Here is a 19,327-nt window from a genome sequence, read left to right as displayed (position 1 = left end):
AATTGGCTAAGTTACTTATCCATCTGCAAGGATAGTAACTTAGCTTGATATACATCGATTTTTTGGTTATCACGTTCTAGTTCGATAGCTTTCTCAAGCAAGGTTTGTGTTTGTTTAATATTACCTTGTTGATAGCGAACTTTTGCGAGTTCCAAGTATAACTCAGCAATGTAAGGCGCTTTAGTAATAGCTTGCTCAAGGTGTGCTTTAGCCTGATGAGCATGGCCAGCTTGTAAGTTGTTTTTAGCGATTACTAGTAATTCATATGGGTCTTTTTCTTTATTAACTAATTGTGACGTGAGCTCTTTAACAAGCTCTTTGTCGCCTAATTTTTTAGCTAAAAGCTGATAGTTGCTGATTAAATTAATGCTTATTTCATTATTACTAAGTGCTGTTTGATAGATATTTTTAGCGCTTTGTAAATCACCTGCCCGACGATGCAAAACGCCCGCTATATTAAATAATTCAGGATCATTGGGAGTGTATTTGTTTGCTTGTAAAATAAGTGAGTAAGCAATATCCAGCTGTTTGTCTGCTAGCGCTGTTGCGGCTAAATTACTGTAAAACTTAGAAACTAAATCGTTATAATCTGCACTGCTTGAATAAAAGCTGCGACGGGTAGGAAAGTAGTCGATTAAGGTGCCCGCTCTGAAAAATTCAACAATATTATCATCTTTTTTCTCTACTTTTGGGGCGTATACTCTTGTTCTAAAGTGGCTTGCTACATAAACAACATTATTTTCTTTTGCGTATACAGGCTGACTTGTTACTTCTTGAAAGCTCGTTTCTAATCCGAGAGCTTGTGCATAGCTTTGTGTTAAAACAGCTAAGCTAATGCAGTTGCCTTGCGAAAGTTTTAAGGCTTGGGCTGAAGTAAGTGTATCGCCGTGGTATTTAAAGTTAGCTAAGTTGCTTTCGAGGTAGTTGTAAATAATGCGGTCATGACGGATTTCAGACTGTTTTTGTTTTTCGGCATAGGCTAAAAATTTTTCTTTTTCAGCATTTGGCAGCTCGAAAATACTGTACTCAGAAGGAGTGTCGAGTTTATTAAACAAAGAATGGTTTAATAGTTGTTCAAGCTCTATTTGTTGTTCTACTTGGTGAACCTTGGTTGTGTTACATCCAACTAAATATAAAAAAGTAATACAGACTGCTATTTTATAAAACATCATAAACCCACTCCATTGTTAAATTTTACATTACAATGTGGTGGGTTTTTAATCAAGCACTTGCTGTACTGCGTTTACTTGAGCGATTTTTTTGTGATTGTTTTTTACGTTTACGGCGGGTAAACCACAAGTAAAAACCAGTACCTGCTAGCCACACTGGGCTCAAACCAATTACGCACCACAGTATTTTACTTATTAGCCCTGCAAAGTAGCCAAAATGAAGTTTTCTAAAGCTATCAATTACTTGCCAGCCAACGCCTACTTCGCGAATATCCCAGTTAGTTAAATGTTCGCCTGTATGCTTATCGTAGCTAACCGTATTAGCGTATTCGCTCGCAAGCGGGTTATTTGTATCGACTTCGCCGAATAAGGTGATATTTTCGTCAGGCTCGAGCGGCATAACTAAAAACGTACCATTAAAAGTGGGTATTTGCTTTTTACTGTCATCGAGTATGTGTTGAAACGAAATATCGCTACTGTGCAAGTTTTTGGTTAGTACAAAGTGCTCTTCCTCAGCGTGTTCAATAACTTCGTGATACCACACCGCCCAGTTAAAGTAGCCACCTGTAATAGCTAAAATAATAATGATGGGCGACCCTATCACCCCAGTCATTTTATGAATGTCGCTAAGTACAATTTGCAGTGTTGCACGCCAGCGCACACTAAATAGGCGCTGCCAAAATTTACGATAAATAATAAGTCCTGTAATACCTAATACCAATAAAAACAGAGCAAAAAAGAAGCCTAGTACTGTGCCTGTTTGCCCTGGCAGGTTTTTAAAGTCGTTAAGTAAAAAGGTGTAATGCAGTTCTAAAAACCAATCAGTAAAATAATGGCTGGTACCAACAGGCTCTGACAAAATGTCACCCGTATACTGGTTTAAATGAAACTTATACCATTGCTCTGTCCCGCGTTTAACTAAGTAAACCCGATCAGCAGTATCATCGTTAAATATCTCCCAACTACCTACTACATACTCAGGGTAAGCAAGCTCTGTTTTTGCGATTAATTTGTCGATTGGCATGCGCTCTGGCAGTGCTTTTACAACATAGTGACTGCTTGGCATAAGTAAGCCATCTATTTCACTTTTAAAAACTAATACGCTCCCTGTAATACTAATAACAATCAAGGGAATGAGAGCTATAAGAGCGATCCAACTGTGAATTTTAAAAAGAGTTTTTCTCATAGATAGTTTTATATATTGCAGTTAATGACTTGCGCATGATAACAACTATCATTTTCATTTAATAGCTTGTGAGTAGGTTTTCTATTAAATAGGTAAACCGTGAACTTAATTCTACGGTTTTTGTATACCTAGCTTTCCAGTACCTAAAATAAGAATATCTTATTTAGTTGAGTTAAATTTACGCGGCTCTACAATGCCGCGCTCATAGTAAAAGCCTTTTAAAAACAGATGTTTATTAAATGTTTTTATTTCTGTTTTTAATTAACATTTATATAACGAGCGAGGTTGCTTTGGCGCATTATTTGCCTATATTGTCTTCTTTTATTTTGGTTTTTAGTTTTTTACCATTACTAAACAAAATTCGAAAAAATCGTAGTGTCTCTGGTTTGTCACTATTAATGATGACATTTGGATTAGCACAAAGCCTTTATTTTATAACCTACAATATTTTCTTTGAGCGCTATTATATTGCGTTACCATTTATTGTAACCGGTGCGTTAAGCGGGCTTATTTTATATTTTTTTGCACGTTTCAATGCAGCTAAACGAGAACGTGTACAGCTGGTTACTATGCTAGGTTTTTCGTTACTGCCTTTTTCACTGCTTTTAAATTCAAGCCTTGATACTGCAACGGTATTAAGCGCTTTAACGTATGTTGGTCTTGTGATGAGTTCGGTACGTGTTATGCCGCAAACTTATAAAACATTGCGTACGGGTAATGTGAGTAATTTAAGCGCGCGCTACTTTAGCTTGCAGTTTATTGCTGGTATTTGCGGCTTAGTTGTTGAGCTTACGACAGTTGCTCCAAGCACGGCGCACTTACTTATGTTTATTATGCTATTGCTTACCAATGCTGTGCAATTTGGTTGTATGCAATACTATAGAATGCGACCTGTAATGGCTTAAAGCAAAAATAAAAGTGCTAATTTAGTTTAGGTATGGCAGTTTTAAGCTATTAATCATTACAAAGTTTAAACAATGCAATTAGCTATTCATCAAATTGATGCGTTTACGAATGAGTTATTTAAAGGTAACTATGCGGCAGTGATCCCACTAGAATCGTGGTTAAGTGACGATTTAATGCTAAAGATTGGCGCTGAGAATAACGTATCTGAAACTGCTTTTACCTGCCTGCAAGACGATGGAAGCTTTGTTATTCGCTGGTTTTCGCCGTTGATGGAAATCAACTTTTGTGGTCACGCCACACTTGCGGCTGCCTATGTTTTATGTGAAGAGCATAATATATCGAAAATTCGCTTTGTTGCTGATGCGGTGGGCGAGCTAATCGTTAATAGAAACGCTGATGGCAGCTTTGCAATGACCTTTCCTAAACAAGCACCGATTGAGGTACAAAATGTACCGCAGCAATTGCTTGATGGCTTGTCTATACAACCGATTAAAGTGCTTAAAAATCGCCAAGCTTACTTTGCTATTTATGAAAATGCCGATCAAATACTTGAATTAAAAACTAACTCCGAGCTTTTAAAAGCGCTTTATCCACTAGATGTAGTGGCTACAGCACCTAGTGATGATTACGATTTTATATCTCGTTATTTTTGGCCTGCAAGCGGTGGCGATGAAGATTATGTAACGGGCTCAATTCATACTGGCTTGGCACCTTACTGGGCGCAGCAATTGGATAAAACTACGTTAAGTGCTTATCAGGCTTCAAGCAGAGGCGGGCATTTAATTTGCAAAGTGGATGATACAACCGTCACTTTGACCGGGCATGCTGTAAGGTATTTAAAAGGCACTATTTATATTTAAACTGTGAATTAAGTTATAAAAAAGGCCACGTAAATTGTGGCCTTGGTTTACTCAATTAATAGAGGTTTTATGCTTCTAGCGCTTTTGCAATTAAGCGATCAATATATTTCTTATGCGCTTTAGTTGCTGTATCTGCACCCCAAGCAACACTGGTATCGGCTATTTGAGTTAGCTGATATAACGCTGCTGTTTTAGCTAAGTTATCGTATTTGCTTGCTTTGCCAAGACCAGCAATTGCAATTAACTGGTTAACATACTCAATTTGTAAGTTGTGACTAATAGAGTTTGCGTCTTTGCTTTTCACGAAAATGCTGGCGGTTAAATCTTCCATAAACTGAGTTAGGCTATATTCGTTACCGTACAGAGCTGTGTCAGAAATACGCAGTAATACCGCTGGGTGTAATAACTGTGCAAGTACAGACTTTTGCATTCCTAAAATCATTTGGTGTGCTTTAGGGTCTTCATTTTTGCCATAGTGATTAAAGCCACGACGTTGCAGCTGTAAGTAGCTATAAAGAGGTTGCATGTTTTGTAGTACATCTGGTGCAAATACAAACTTGGCTAGTATATCCATTGCTTGTGTTTGACGCTCAAGCGATACCGGTGTAAATGGTTTATCTGCATTTGTATCACCCACTACAGCGCGCTCAACGTATACGCCACCAATCTGGCGAGAAACAACACCTGCTTGAGCTCGGTACTGACCAAATAAGCTATTAGCAGAGGTAACAAGCTGTTGGTAAGACTCACCTTTAACCGTTGCTTTATCTTTTAGCTCAGTAAATAGTTTATTAATTAGTGCCATACGATCTGCGCCATAGGCAGCAGGGTTTGACGACAAATCACCAATCATTACACGTGGATCGATATGGCGACCTGGTGCGCGCATATCGTCTGCATCGTTACCAAAGGCAAGGGCATGTTCACTTGAACGAGCAAGTATTTTTTCAAGTCGAGCTTGCTCAGCAGCTTCATCTGCAAGCGCTACGCTGTAGCCATAGTTAATTGCCCAATCATCGTAAGGACCAGGTTTTGTTTGAAAAATATCACCTTGCTGCACACCAATTGGGGCAATGTTAGCGGGTGCATAATCCATAACAGAACCGGTTACTATGCCTTGGGTTTTGTTTTTATCGTGTACTTCTTTTTCATCCCACAAAATTGATGATTTCATATTATGGTTAAGACCTAAAGTATGGCCAACTTCGTGAAGTACCAGTTGCGTTAAACCTTGGCGAAGCATTTCTTTATCTTCAATTTTGTCGCCGCTAGCAAGGCCTTTGGCAAGCATTAGATTTTGTTGAATCTCATGCCCAAGAGAGCAATTTAGCTCGCCGGTATTTGTTGTTTCACCGTGGCTCATTGTTCCTTGTGTGAAAAGCGTGTCGTAAATCCAGCGGTTTTTCATAAATACAAACTCAAGCATAATGTCTGAGCCCAGTATTTCGCCTGTTAATGGGTTAGCAAGTGCTGGCCCGTATCCGCCAAATGGAGGCTTAGGTGACGAAGTCCAACGCAGTACGTTGTAATTGATATCGCCCGCATCCCAGTCTGCATCGTCTGGTTGTACTTTTACCTCTAAGGCATTTTTAAAGCCGGCTTTTTCAAAAGAGGTATTCCACGTTAAAACAGCGTCACGAATAGTATCGCGCCATTCAATGGGTGTGGTGTTTTCTATCCACCAAGTAATTGGTTTTACTGGCTCTGAAAGCGCTGCACTTGGGTCTTTCTTTTGTAAGTCCCAGCGTTTTATAACATCTTGATAAGGTGCCCAATCGGTAGATGTCATTTGATCAAATTGATTTGTAAAATAACCAATGCGCGCATCATCCATACGTGGTGCGTAGTTATTGCTAGGTAGAGCGACAAACGAGTGCTGAACTTTTACCGATACGCTACGCGGGTCGCTTACTGCATTTGAGCCACGTACCGTTGGGCTTGGGTTAGTAAATACGTAATCAACAACTACGTCTAAGTTATTAGGATATGGACGCTGTTTAATAATGCGTGATTTTTTATCGTCTAGTTTACCTACTTTAAAGCGCTTTTTAGCGTTTTTATCAGCAGGATTTGGTGTAGGCGATACTTTATGAAGTGCTTCGCTTAAAAATAACTTATTTACATTAAATGCTATTTTACCGTCTTCTTCTTTTTCTATTTTAATGCTCGCAAGTACCGCTTCACTAATATTGGCATCACTTGCTTTTGAAATTGCACTACTTTCGTCAAATTTGTAGCGAGGTGTTTTGCTAATAATATCGATACGGTCAAAGTATTTTCTAAATTCAATTAACTTAGTTTCGCGGTACGAGCCACGATAATGGCCAGCATCTGTAACGCCATCGACAGTGTGCGCAAAATACACAAACGGCGTATTGAGTTGGGATTCGTTAATCACCATAAGGTGCTTACCGGTTTTTTCGTCTTGATAAAGGCTAAATATACCGGCAAATTCGGTTTGTCCTTTGATCATTTCGCTAAGTGTTTTTGACTCTTTTTCGTCTTTTTTATCGGCTGCAAATGCATGGCTGCCAAACGCTAAGCTAAGCGCAAGGGTGATGGTCGTTAATTTCATTTTGAGGCTTTTAATATTTGTTAATTTAATTGGACTGTACGTAAATTAATTTAGTTTCGCACATCTTCGCGATGAAATTTAAGTGTTTAACGCTAATAAACTGATATTAATGAATAAAAGTTTGTAACAAAATATAACGAATGAGGTGAGCTGCATGTGAAGTTATATTCTATAGCCCTAAATAGCAGCGGTTTATATGTATTTGCAACAGTTGCTTACAAATGTCACCTTAATGTTTCATATGGCTCTGGTATTATGGCGTTAATAGAATTTTGGGGATAATAGGATATGCAAACAAATTCACTTAGATGGGTTTTTCCATTTGTAGCGCTCATTGTTGGTGTTGTTGGCTTTATGGGAATCAATGCCATTGCAAAAGATCCAGAGAAAAAAGAAGTAATTGATACTCGTCCAACAGTGCAAGTTGAGCCAGTGACTGCAAACGATCACCAAGTTATTATTAATAGCTACGGTGAAGTAAAGCCTCTTGAAAATACACTGCTCTCGGCGCAGGTGTCGGGCGAGGTGTTAAGTTGGCATCCTAATTTTGTAGCCGGTGGCATAGTTGCTCGCGGTGAAACCTTATTCACTATCGAAAAAGACAACTATGAAGCAGCAGTACTTGTTGCAGAGGCCGAGCTTGCTCGCGCACAAGCGGGTTTGATAGAGGAGCAAGCTCAAGCTCAAGTAGCCGAAGACGAAGCCAAGCGCTTTCCAAGTAAAGCGCGCACAGATTTATTTTTACGTAAACCTCAAGTGCTCAGTGCTCAAGCATCTGTTAAGTCGGCGCAAGCAGCATTAAAGCGCGCGCAACGTGATTTGGATAATTGTGATGTTACAGCCCCTTACGACGCATTGGTGATTAGCCGAAATATAGGTGTTGGACAGTTTGTCACTATGGGTTCGCAAGTTGCTGAACTCAATAATATTGAGACCGCTGAAGTGATTATTCCTATAGCAGGGTTCGATAGCGTTTTTTTGCCAGAGCGTATTAAAGGTATTACCGCAACGATTATTCAAAAAGGCCTAAACAGCTTCACCCGTGAAGGTGTAATTGACCGCGATCTAGGGATTGTTGATAACGCTACGCGTATGAGCAGTTTAGTAGTGCGTATAGAAGACCCATACGGTCTTAAGAATATACAACCAGCCATTAAGTTTGGTAGCTACGTACAGGTAAATTTTGCAGGTGCAATGCTCAATAATATTTACCGCTTACCGCAAGAGTTAGTTAATAACAAAACCGTATGGATCGTTAATGAAGAGCAGCAACTTGAGCCGCGCAAAGTCACAGTTATTCGTGAAGAGGGTGAGTACTTTTACATCAGTGATGGTTTGCAAGCAGATGATAAGTTGGTGATTACTTTGCCAGAATATCCGCAAAAAGGCATGGCTGTAAAAATTGCGGGCCTTCAAAATACTAAAAATACAGAGGCACTTGAAAATGCTTCCACTGAAAAATTATAAAGGTAGGCTGAGTTATGAGTAACACTGAACTACCAAATACAGCGCCTAACGCTGAAAAACAAACCGGTATTATTGCTTACTTCGCTAATAACTCCGTTGCTGCCAACCTAATGATGATTTTTATTGTGGTGATGGGAATTATTAGCTTTCTAAATATCCAACGCCAAATGTTTCCTAATGTAGAGATTAACTACATTAATATTGAGGCTAATTACCCCGGTGCCTCTCCTCAGGAAATAGAAGAAAGCATACTTATAAAAATTGAAGAGTCGCTAAAAGATGTGACCGAAATTAAAAAAGGTGTGTACAGGGCATTTAGAAATGGCGGTAGAGCAAGTCTTGAAATTAATACTGATGTAGAGCTGACCGATATACTCGATAAAGTTAAGTTACGGGTTGATGGTATAGCAACGTTTCCTGCCGGTATGGAACCGGTCACCATAAGTCAGGTTGAGTTTAGGCAAGATGTTATAGGTATGACGCTCGTTGCTGACTTGCCGCTTACTGAGCTTAAGCCTATAGCAAACCAAATAGAGGATGAGTTACTACAGCTATCTAACGTGTCGTTAGTGGTAAACGATGTTCCTCTTGATGAAATAGCAATTGAAATCGAACCCGATACGCTGCGTCAATATAACCTAACCCTTAGTGATGTAATGAATGCAGTGCGTCGTTACTCAGCTAACTTTTCGGCGGGGCAGCTAAAAACAGACGCAGGTGTTATTTCTGTTCGCGTCGAAAATCAGTTTTACTCTGGTGAAGAATTTAGGCAAATACCGGTAAAAATAGGGGCTAATGGCGCTAAAGTGTTACTGCAAGATATTGCCGTGATTAAAGATCAGTTCACTGAAGGTGAGCGTTACTTTAAATTCAATGGTGAAAATGCGGTTTATATATCGGTGAAAGCGACCGAAGAGCAAAGTATTATCCCAGTTGCTGATTCAGTAAAAGCATTTATAGAATTAAAAAATAAAGAGCTACCACTGGGGGTTCGCTTAGAGCCATTAATGGATATGACGTACTACTTAAATGCTCGCTTAGACATGATGGTTACAAACCTTATTCAGGGTGCTGTTTTGGTTGCAATTATGCTATCAATCTTTTTACGCTTTAAGTTGGCATTATGGGTAATGATTGGTTTACCAGTGTGCTTTTTGGGCGCAATGATGATGATGCCACTGTTTGGTGTAACCATTAATATTTTATCACTTTTTGCTTTTATTATGGTGCTAGGGATTGTGGTGGACGATGCCATTGTCATAGGCGAAAGTGCCTACACCGAAATAGAGAAAAAAGGCGGCGGTGTTGTTAATGTGGTTAATGGCGCAAAACGCGTAGCAACCCCTGCAACTTTTGGTGTACTAACTACCATTGCAGTATTTGCTCCATTTACGTTATCTACAGGCCCAGAAAGTGCCTTCTTTTATGGTATAGCTGTGGTGGTAATGCTGTGCTTGGTATTTAGTTTGATTGAATCAAAGTTGATATTGCCTGCCCATATTGCTCACACTCATTTTTCACCAATAAAAGAGGGGGGCTGGCGAGATCGGTTTAATACGCGATTTTTTGGTTTTGTAAATGGCCCATATAAACGCTTTGTTATACGTTGTGTTGAATGGCGTTGGTCAGTGCTATTTTCATTTATTGCTCTATTAATCGTAACCTTTGCTTTAATCTCATCAAATCAAGTTCGTACCGGGTTTATGCCAAAGATCCCGCATGACTACCCGCAAATAAATCTAGAAATGAATGACAATGTATCAGACATACAAACAATAAATGCTATTCGTGAAATAGAAGCGATGGTGATTGCGATTGATGAAGATACCGAACGCAAATATGGTCAAAAACTCATAAGAGATATTTTAGTATTTAACCAAGGGCGAACTGAAGCACAAGTGCTTGTTCCCCTTGTTGATGAAAGTATAAGGCCTTATAACGCGTTTGAATTATCACGACGTTGGCGCGAGGCGATGCCCGATATTGCCGGTGTTAAATCATTAACCATTTATGATGATGTAAATGGAGGGAGCAGTGACGGCGAATTTGGTTATTTATTATATGGCTCTGATATTGATACATTAAATAATGCAGGACGTCGTTTTATAGAGTTGCTGCAACAGCAAGAAGGTTTGTTTGATATTAGCTCAACAATAGATCCTGCAAGTAAAGAAGTGCAAATGAGCCTAAAACCGGTCGCTTACGATTTAGATTTAGACTTAGCTTCTATTGCAAATCAAGTTGGGGCAAGCTTTTACGGTGGTGAGGCTCAACGTGTTATTCGCCGAGGCGAGGAAGTACGTGTAATGGTGCGTTACCCTAAACTGACTCGAGAGGCATTTTCGTCACTTAAGCATGCGGTTGTTACTACCCCGCAGGGCCGTGAAGTACTGCTTGGTGATGTAGTTGAACTTACTGAAACACCAGGCATTAGTTATATCCGCCGGGAAGGGGGCTATCGTACTGTGTATGTTTATGGAAACATAGATGAAGAAGTGATTGAGCCAAACGAAGTTGTAGATCAAATTAAAGAAAAGCTACTACCACAACTTAAAGAAGAGTATCCAAGTGTTAAGTCAGAACTAGGTGGCGCCATTGAAGAGCAACAAGATCAGGCTAATCAGCAGAAGATGTTTTTCTTCGGCGGTATGATTTTGGTGTATATTTTATTAGCCGTACCCCTTAAGAGTTATGCGCAACCACTTATTGTTATGTCGGTGATTCCATTTAGCTTAACGGGAGCAATATGGGGGCATTACTGGTTTGGTTTGGATATAACTTTAATGTCTGGCTTTGGTATTATTGCAGCAGCAGGGGTGGTTATAAACGACTCACTCGTTATGACCGATTATGTGAATCAAGCCCGTAAAACAGGTGTTAGTATTAAAAATGCTGTAATAGATGCCGGTTGTGCTCGATTCAGACCTATATTACTTACTTCAATTACTACATTTGCAGGTGTATTGCCCATTATGTTTGAAACAAGCCTGCAGGCTAAGTTTGTAATACCTATGGCGGTAGCGCTTGGTTTTGCAGTGATGTTTGCAACATTAATAACACTTATATTAGTGCCATGCTTGTACATTATATTAAGTGATATTGGTAAGGTGTTTACACGCATTTTGGGTGGGATTAGGACTGTATTTAAACGTCGCCCACAGAAGGTTTAGCTCAATAAATAACATACGGGCTTAAATGCCGGGTACAAAAAGCACTGAATGATTAACCATTCAGTGCTTTTTATCATTTGTTGTTACTACATTAAGTATTAAAACAACAATAATTAATCTTTAAATTGCTTATGGCAATCTTTACAGCCTTTAGCCCATGCGCCAAAAGCTTTACCAATTACGGCCTTATCGCCTGATTGAGCCGCTACTGCTAGTTCATCTGCGTACTGTTGGAATGCAGTTGCTTTTTTCATAAAAGTATCGTTTTCAGACCAAACAGCAGCAAGTGCAGCTGTGTCGCCTTTATCTGTTCCTTCGTAAAACGCTTCCCATGGCATTTTTGAAAGTGCAGCTGCGTTGTTAGCACGCTTTTTAAATTGCTCTGCGTCAAAAGGTACTTTACCTTTTAGCATTGCGCCCATGTCACCAATTTGTACTGAGATCATTGAAAACGCTGCTTGGCGGTATTCAATCGCGTCACTTGGCTCTTTAAATGCAGAATTTGCCGATACGCTAAATGCACACGTTGCCAGTGCTATTGTTGCTAATACTTTTTTTAATTTCATGTTTGCCCCTGTTGAAAATTGTAATTCTTAATTCGGTATCTTGTATCTAACATCGTATTTATTCAAGTGAATACGATAGATTTAACTAAAACTTAATCGTTTATATCAATATCTGCAAATATCATCCCGCGACGCATGCTTCTAGTTGCTAAGAATACCTCACCAAGTAACGACATAAATGCACATATGAGTAATGCCATTGCTGCTACAAAACAACAAGCAATAGTCACGCCTAAGTTTATAGATTGAATGTGCGATAAAAATAACAACATAACCACAGCGCATACAAGTAATGCGCTTAATACACTTAAACTAAAAGCAATATGAATACATCGAGAACGCTTTAAAAGAGCGCGCAGCTCTGTAGCGAGTGATTTATTAAAGTCCTCGTCAGTACTTACTTTTAATCTGCGTTCTAACTGACGTGCCCTATCGGTAATACGTGCCAAACGATTAGATAAAACACCTAAAGTAGCGGCAATACCCGTGATCAAGAATACTGGGGCAACAGCTGTTTGAATTACTTTAGCCATAGTTAAAATATTTATTACTTCGTTATTCATTCCTACCCTTAATCAGTTGAGCTTGAAAATGACTTATATATCTACAGAGTACCTGATGTAGGCTTATTAAGAAAAGAGGAATTACGTTGATTTACTTTACATAGCTTCACAAAGTAAATCACAACACAGGTTATTTTTAGGTATATTTAATTACTTAATAAAAAAATAAAAACCAACAAGGACTTTGACTGATGAAACGTATTCCATTCGCACTTGCTGCATTATCGCTAGCTATTTTAAGTGGCTGTAATCAAGCCCCTGAAGAAACCAAAAAAAATAATACACAAGTTAAAACGGTTCAAGTAGCCCAAGCTATTGCCCCAGTTGCTAAAAAAGTGCCTCATGAGATGACTATTCATGGTGACACACGTGTAGATAATTACTATTGGTTACGTGATGACGAACGTAAAGCGCCAGAGGTGATTAACTATTTAGAAGCTGAAAATACATACACAGATGCAATGCTTGCACATACCAAAACGCTGCAAAGTGAATTGTTTGAAGAGCTAAAAGGGCGTATCCAAAAAGACGATGATTCAGTCCCAGTTAAAAACGGTGATTATTTTTACTCAACGCAAACACGTGGCGATAACGAGTACACTACTTACTTACGCAGCAGCGATTTTGCAGGTACCGATCAGCAAGTTATTTTAGATGTAAATGAGCTTGCGAAAGGCCATGATTATTATGCAGTAAGTGGCTTAAATGTAAGCCCGAATGGCAATTTAATGGCTTATGGGGAAGATACTGTTAGCCGTCGTATTTATAGTATAAAAATAAAAGATTTAACAACCGGTAAATTACTCGAAGATACACTTGAGGGCACCAACGGCGGTATAGTTTGGGCAAACGATAATAAAACGGTTTATTACATTAAAAAAGATTTACAAACTTTATTAGGTTATCAAGTTTATCGTCATACATTAGGTACACCACAAGCTGATGATGAGCTAATTTACGAAGAAACTGATACCAGTTACTACATGGGTATGAGTAAAAGCAAAGATGAGTCAGAAATTTATATTTGGCACAGCAGCACAGCAGCATCAGGCGTATCGGTACTAAGTGCTGATGATACTAAGGCAATGCCTAAACGCTTAATTGAGCGCGAAGCAGGGCTTGAATATGAAATTTCGAAGCTAGGAAATACTTACTACATTGTAACTAACTTAGATGCTGTAAATTTTCAGCTGATGAAAGTGGATATTGATAAAGCTGGTGACAAAGCAAATTGGCAAAGTGTGATCCCAGCGCGCGATGATATTAAACTCGAAGGCATTGATTTATTTAATGACTACTTAGTTTACCAAGAGCGTGAAATGGGCCAATCAAAGTTGATTGCGCGTGATTTAAAAACAGGTAAAGAGTTACCACTGAGCTTTAACGATAGCGCTTATACAATTGGTACTTATGGTAATAACGATATAGATAGCAGCACGTTACGTGTTTATTACACAAGCATGACTACACCAAGCTCATCGTACGATGTAGATTTAGCGACTGGCGATAAAAAACTACTTAAACAGCAAGCTGTATTAGGTGATTTTGATGCTGATAATTACGCCTCAGAGCGTATTTTTGTAACAGCACGTGATGGCATAAAAGTACCGGTAAGCTTAGTTTACCGAAAAGATGCGTTTAAAAAAGATGGTACTAACCCGCTACTGCAATACGGTTACGGCTCTTATGGCGCAACCATGGATCCTACTTTTTCAAGCACGCGTTTGAGTTTACTTGACCGTGGCTTTGTATTTGCAATTGCCCATGTACGTGGCTCGCAAATGCTAGGTCGTCCTTGGTACGAAGACGGCAAGCTACTCACTAAAAAGAATACGTTTAATGACTTTGTTGATGTAACTAAAGCATTGGTTTCTCAAAAGTATGGCGCAAAAGATGAAATATTTGCGTTAGGTGGCAGTGCTGGTGGCTTATTAATGGGCGCAGTAGCAAACCAAGCGCCTGAGCTTTATAAAGGCATGGTTGCTGCGGTACCGTTTGTAGATGTAGTAACAACGATGCTTGATGCGAGCATTCCGCTTACAACAAATGAATACGGCGAGTGGGGTAATCCGAACGAAAAAGCGTATTACGATTACATGCTGTCTTACTCGCCATACGACCAAGTATCTAAGCAAGCATATCCTAATATGTTGGTAACGACTGGCTTGCACGATTCACAAGTTCAATACTTTGAACCTGCAAAATGGGTTGCTAAGCTGCGTGACTATAAAACTGATGACAATAAGTTACTGTTTAAAATAGATATGGAAGCAGGGCACGGCGGCGCATCGGGTCGCTTTAAGCGCTTAGAAGATACCGCGCTAAACTATGCATTTATGCTTGATTTAGCGGGTATTAAAAAGTAATTAATTTATATATTTAAAATAAACAAAAATGTAAGGTGCTTTTTAAGAAAGCACCTTTTTTTGTGGCAAGTTAAAGCTAAACATAGTGCCTTTACCAATTTCACTTTGTACGTAAATTTCGCTATCCATCAGTTTTAATAACCCTCTGCAAATAGCCAATCCTAAACCACCTTGCTGGCGCCCTTCTTTATTAGAATTACTTGCTTGGTAGTGCGGATCAAAAATAGCATTCAGCTCATCTTCTTTTATGCCTACGCCCGTGTCTGATACATGCACAAATAGTTGATTATCGTCACTGCGTTTTACATGTACTGCAATGCTGCCGCCGTGAGGGGTATGCCTAATTGCATTATCAATTAAGTTACTTAACACGCGCTCTAATTTAGCTATATCGGCAACCACAGGAAAATCACAAATCGCAGGTTCTACCGACAAACTAATGCCTTTTTTATCAACGGCTAAACTAAATTTTGCCATGCAATCGTAAATAAGCTCACCTAAATTAAAGGTTTCTTTATTTATACTTATTTCGCCATTTTCTAAGTGAGCAAGCTCAAATATTTGCTCTATGAGTAGCTTTAATTGCCCACAATTATTAAGCGATACCTGCAAGTATTCTTGCTGCTCTTTTTTACTTAGCTGCTCGCCTGACTGATTTAATACTTCTAAAAACCCCTGCAAGGAGGCAAGTGGTGTACGTAGGTCGTGCGATAAGTGAGTTAGTAACTCTTTGCGTTGTTTATCGCCTTGTTCAAGCGCTTTAAACTGCTCATTAATACGCGTTAGCATGGCTTGAATACTTCGCCCTAAACTATGCACTTCGTTACTTTTTTGCGTTGAATAGTTACTTAGCTTGGTGTCGGTAAGGCTGTAGTTAGCGGCTTCAATATTACTAACATCGCGTGCTAAGCGCTGAATTGGGTTGGTAAAAAAACGTAGTAAAATTAGCATCGCAATAAATAAAAATGCGAGTGCAGAGCCAAGCCATAAAGCGGCTAGCCATAACTTATCATTATTTTTTACAGTGCTTAGTGAGGTATCGTAAGCCTCACCACCAATAATTACATATAAATAACCTTGTAGCTTATCTTGATTAAATACTGGCGCGGCTGAAAATATTTTTTGTTGCTCTTTATTACGAGGATTATCACCATAAATAGGGGCAGCGCTTGGGTCGTTAATCAGCCTTTTTAAAGGCGTTAAACTAATATGCGTGCGTTTAACTTTACCCGGCTTTGCTGAGTAAGTAAGAATTTTTCCGGTTTCGTCTACAAAATAAAATTCAAACGCCGGGCCTAATAACATTAAGGTATGAAATAGGTTTTCAAGCGCTTTATAGTCGTAAACACCTTCTTTTATTAATGGATTATCTTGTACTAAATGCTCGGCAAGCGCCAAATGTAAATTTTGTTCTGCATGGTGCTTTGAAGTCAGTTCTAATTGCTTGCTCCAACCGTAAACTAGGGCACAAATAAAACAAAAAATTACGACGAGCGATATAGCTAATTTTTGATACAAAGATAATTTCATAATAGGTGTCTTAATTGAGTTGGCTAGGGTTTAGTTTGTAACCAACACCCCAAACTGTTTCGATGATAGGCGCTTGTTGGTGTTCTTCTAGCTTGGCACGTAAGCGGTTTATATGTGAATTAACCGTGTGCTCGTAACCACTGTGTTGATATCCCCATACTTTATCGAGTAATTGTTGGCGACTAAAAACATGATTAGGATGGCGTGCAAAGTAAACGAGTAAATCAAATTCGGTGGCTGTAAGGTTAAGGGCTTGTTTGCCTAAATACACTTGGTGCGAACTAAATTCTATATTGAGTGAGCCTACATTTAGTGTTTGTTCGCTATCAACGGGAGAGTTGTCGTTATTTTGGCTAGCGAGTAGCTGTGCTCTGTGGCGTAATTGGGTTTTTACTCTGGCTTGTAATTCGCGTGCAAAAAATGGCTTACAAATATAATCATCAGCGCCCATTTCAAGGCCAATAACTCTGTCCATATCGCTACTCAGCGCGGTGAGTAAAATAACGGAGGTAGTAGGGTAATGCTCTTTTATTTTTCGGCACAAACTCAAACCATCCATTTGCGGTAAGTTTATATCTAGTAAAATAAGTCCGTAGGGATGCTTAGCTATTTTTTTTAAGGCTAGTTCTGCGCTTACAACATGATCAACATGTAAGTTAAGCGACGTTAGCTGCGTGGTAATTAACTTACCTATTTCTCTGTCATCTTCTACTACTAATATTTTTTCGTGACGCATGTATTACCTCGTAAAAAGGGGGGCATCCGTGCTCCCTTACTTCCCCATTACAAGCTGGAACGTTACTGCGTGCGCGTAATTACTATTTTCGATACTGGGTTATCAAACTTATGTTCAACACCAAGTGCTGATGTAGATAATCCATCTTGATTTGAAACAATGCCTGGATGCATCGTTATTATATCGGCTGTATCGTCACGTATTTCGTTAAACCCTTCACCGCTAGCGGCAGGACCTGGCACAGTTTCAGCTGTTTCTGTATTTGCTTCCGTACCCGCATCATAAGCAGTCGTTGTGCGTGATAACGAACCGCCAACTTCTAATGTTGATACATCTAAAGAACTAAGACCGGTAAAAGCATCATTTGTATTCCCAAGCATGGCAGCAAATGACAAATTAAGCGTTTCTTGCTCTTCAACAGTAATGATTACTGTGGTGGTTTCACCAGGGCCAATAGCACCTTCAGCTGAAACTGCAGCAAGTGCACTTTCGTAGCTGAGGTATTCTTCATTTGCACCGCTTTCTGCAAGCATTTCTAAGCCAACAGAAGCTGTTGTACCGAAGGTCCAAGGTGCTTCATCTTCAAAAGCAATGACAGAGAGTGGTGACAAAGGCTGTCCTGCAGTTAAGTTACTAAAAGTAATAGTAAACTCACTGATCACAGGTTCTACAACAATTGGCTCAACAACGACCGGCTCTTCAACAACTGGGTCGTTATCATTATCGCTACACGCTGCAAGTGTGGTTGCAAGTGCAAGCACTAGTAGACTTTTTTTAAGGTTGTTAGCAGACGACATAATTATGCTCCTACTTAACTGTAACGGTTAATTGTGCTACTGGGTTTAACCATCTGTGTACTGTATTACTTAAATCGCTATTACCCGCTTCTAAATCGTCATCACCTAAGCTACCTGGGTGAATATGGATGCTTGTATTTGTATCACCACTTAATATACCTGTACCGCCAGTGCCAGCGTCGCCACCTGGAGCCGCAGGAATACCTGGGGTACCTGGTGCACCAGAGCCTTCAACTACAAGCTCATTGTTTTGTTCTGTGCCTGCATCGTAAGCATTTAAATTAATTGTGTAAGTACCCGCTTCTGTTGGGATTTTCCAGCTGTTTAAGCCTACAAAGCCATCATTAGTTGGTAGCATCATTGCAGTTAATGATAGGTACTCGTTACCGTCGATAGTGGTAAGTGTTGCCGTTGTAGATGCGGCTGGTGCAAGTAAACCTTCAGCTGGATTTGCAGCCATATCACTGCCCGCTGCAGTTGCTTGTGCAACTAGCTCTGCAATATTACCGCCTTCAGCCATTGTTTGTAATGCTGTAGATGCTTGCGTTGCTACTTCAAATAGTGTGTCTTCGCTGTTGTGTGCTGTAATTAACAGTGGAGTAAAGTGAATACCCTTGGTTAGGTTAGTAACTTTTAGGTCTAATTCTGCGGCCATAGTCGATTGGCTAGCTGCCGCTAAAAGAATTGCGATTGTTAATGTAGAAGTTTTCATTATTATTTCCTGTAAGTGATGATTCGAGTTAAGTATTGAATAATCGTCTCCAGAAACCCTCACAAACTTATCACTTTTTTATCACAAGATTGCACGCTGTGATTTTTAAACATAAATACGTTGGTTGATTTGTAGACATTTGTTTAGTTAAGAGGCAACATACATAAAACAAAAAGGAGAGTGTTATGGAAGAAAATCAACAGGTTGAACCAGTTAATAAAGATGACCGTACGTGGGCTATGTTATGCCATTTAAGTGCGCTTGCTGGGTTTGTTGTGCCGTTTGGCTCAATAATTGGGCCATTAATTGTGTGGTTAATTAAAAGAGATGAAATGCCAATTGTTGACGTGCACGGTAAAAAGGCGCTTAACTTTCAAATAACGATGGCAATTGCATATGTAGTTTGTTTTGTACTGATGTTTGTAGCAATCGGCTTAATATTACTACCTATAGTGGCAATTTTTGGGTTTGTAATGGTTGTAATGGCAAGTATTAAAGCTAACGAAGGTAAAGAGTTTAATTACCCGTTTAGTTTAAATTTGATAAAATAAACACACAGTTTATTTTTATACCAATTGCATTAAATTAGTGACCTATTGTAGCGATAAGAAAATAGCTCAATAACAAGGCTAAAATTATGATACATAGTTGTTCTATATAAATAATTTTTAACGTAGTTAGTGAGTTATTTAATACGCTAGAATGATCATGTTTTTAATAAAAT

The 19,327-nt window shown here is 39.2% G+C and carries 15 protein-coding genes; 6 read left to right on the top strand and 9 right to left on the bottom strand.

What is annotated here, in order from left to right; genetic code table 11:
• Window positions 1-11 precede the first annotated feature (11 nt).
• On the bottom strand, window positions 12-1,172 hold the full coding sequence (locus tag H5090_RS14545; protein WP_024596092.1) for a lipopolysaccharide assembly protein LapB: 1,161 nt from the start codon (window positions 1,170-1,172) through the stop codon (window positions 12-14).
• Between the two features lie 49 nt (window positions 1,173-1,221).
• Window positions 1,222-2,355, bottom strand: a complete 1,134-nt coding sequence (locus H5090_RS14540) for a PepSY domain-containing protein (protein ID WP_024605420.1) — start codon at window positions 2,353-2,355, stop codon at window positions 1,222-1,224.
• A 290-nt stretch (window positions 2,356-2,645) separates the two neighbouring features.
• Here H5090_RS14540 and H5090_RS14535 point away from each other — a divergent pair, with 290 nt between their 5' ends.
• The gene (locus tag H5090_RS14535) at window positions 2,646-3,260 is read left to right on the top strand and encodes a PQ-loop repeat-containing protein (RefSeq protein ID WP_033013459.1); all 615 of its coding nucleotides are present in this window, start codon (window positions 2,646-2,648) and stop codon (window positions 3,258-3,260) included.
• 72 nt (window positions 3,261-3,332) lie between these two features.
• Window positions 3,333-4,121, top strand: a complete 789-nt coding sequence (locus H5090_RS14530; RefSeq protein WP_182696057.1) for a PhzF family phenazine biosynthesis protein — start codon at window positions 3,333-3,335, stop codon at window positions 4,119-4,121.
• Window positions 4,122-4,188: 67 nt separating this feature from the next.
• Here H5090_RS14530 and H5090_RS14525 read toward each other — a convergent pair whose 3' ends face one another.
• Window positions 4,189-6,696, bottom strand: coding sequence for a zinc-dependent metalloprotease (locus H5090_RS14525; RefSeq protein WP_182696056.1), 2,508 nt, complete (start codon window positions 6,694-6,696; stop codon window positions 4,189-4,191).
• Window positions 6,697-6,984: 288 nt separating this feature from the next.
• Here H5090_RS14525 and H5090_RS14520 point away from each other — a divergent pair, with 288 nt between their 5' ends.
• Both H5090_RS14520 and H5090_RS14515 read left to right on the top strand, forming a co-directional pair.
• On the top strand, window positions 6,985-8,163 hold the full coding sequence (locus H5090_RS14520) for an efflux RND transporter periplasmic adaptor subunit (RefSeq protein WP_182696055.1): 1,179 nt from the start codon (window positions 6,985-6,987) through the stop codon (window positions 8,161-8,163).
• A gap of 14 nt (window positions 8,164-8,177) precedes the next feature.
• The gene (locus tag H5090_RS14515) at window positions 8,178-11,333 is read left to right on the top strand and encodes an efflux RND transporter permease subunit (protein ID WP_182696054.1); all 3,156 of its coding nucleotides are present in this window, start codon (window positions 8,178-8,180) and stop codon (window positions 11,331-11,333) included.
• 113 nt (window positions 11,334-11,446) lie between these two features.
• On the opposite strand, the gene H5090_RS14510 is transcribed toward H5090_RS14515, so the two are convergent.
• Both H5090_RS14510 and H5090_RS14505 read right to left on the bottom strand, forming a co-directional pair.
• Window positions 11,447-11,899, bottom strand: a complete 453-nt coding sequence (locus H5090_RS14510) for a cytochrome c (RefSeq protein WP_024595584.1) — start codon at window positions 11,897-11,899, stop codon at window positions 11,447-11,449.
• Between the two features lie 92 nt (window positions 11,900-11,991).
• Window positions 11,992-12,462: a DUF2721 domain-containing protein gene (locus H5090_RS14505; protein WP_007377300.1), complete on the bottom strand. Its 471-nt coding sequence runs from the start codon at window positions 12,460-12,462 to the stop codon at window positions 11,992-11,994.
• 191 nt (window positions 12,463-12,653) lie between these two features.
• Between H5090_RS14505 and H5090_RS14500 the strand changes: the two genes are divergently transcribed.
• On the top strand, window positions 12,654-14,828 hold the full coding sequence (locus H5090_RS14500; RefSeq protein ID WP_182696053.1) for a S9 family peptidase: 2,175 nt from the start codon (window positions 12,654-12,656) through the stop codon (window positions 14,826-14,828).
• A 42-nt stretch (window positions 14,829-14,870) separates the two neighbouring features.
• Here the strand turns inward: H5090_RS14500 and H5090_RS14495 are convergent, their stop codons facing one another.
• From H5090_RS14495 to H5090_RS14480, 4 genes are all read right to left on the bottom strand, one after another.
• Window positions 14,871-16,358, bottom strand: coding sequence for a cell wall metabolism sensor histidine kinase WalK (locus H5090_RS14495; protein ID WP_182696052.1), 1,488 nt, complete (start codon window positions 16,356-16,358; stop codon window positions 14,871-14,873).
• A 10-nt stretch (window positions 16,359-16,368) separates the two neighbouring features.
• A complete protein-coding gene (locus tag H5090_RS14490) occupies window positions 16,369-17,094 on the bottom strand; it encodes a response regulator transcription factor (RefSeq protein ID WP_007580488.1) in 726 nt (241 codons plus the stop codon).
• A gap of 62 nt (window positions 17,095-17,156) precedes the next feature.
• On the bottom strand, window positions 17,157-17,891 hold the full coding sequence (locus H5090_RS14485) for a spondin domain-containing protein (RefSeq protein ID WP_024607274.1): 735 nt from the start codon (window positions 17,889-17,891) through the stop codon (window positions 17,157-17,159).
• A gap of 10 nt (window positions 17,892-17,901) precedes the next feature.
• Window positions 17,902-18,603: a spondin domain-containing protein gene (locus tag H5090_RS14480; RefSeq protein ID WP_165722689.1), complete on the bottom strand. Its 702-nt coding sequence runs from the start codon at window positions 18,601-18,603 to the stop codon at window positions 17,902-17,904.
• Window positions 18,604-18,788: 185 nt separating this feature from the next.
• Between H5090_RS14480 and H5090_RS14475 the strand changes: the two genes are divergently transcribed.
• Entirely contained in the window at window positions 18,789-19,154 is a 366-nt protein-coding gene (locus H5090_RS14475; RefSeq protein WP_182696051.1) for a DUF4870 domain-containing protein, read from the top strand.
• Window positions 19,155-19,327 lie beyond the last annotated feature (173 nt).

The sequence above is a fragment of the Pseudoalteromonas sp. SR43-5 genome, from assembly GCF_014163835.1.
Lineage (GTDB): Bacteria > Pseudomonadota > Gammaproteobacteria > Enterobacterales > Alteromonadaceae > Pseudoalteromonas > Pseudoalteromonas distincta.
This window is presented reverse-complemented; position numbering and strand designations above follow the sequence as displayed.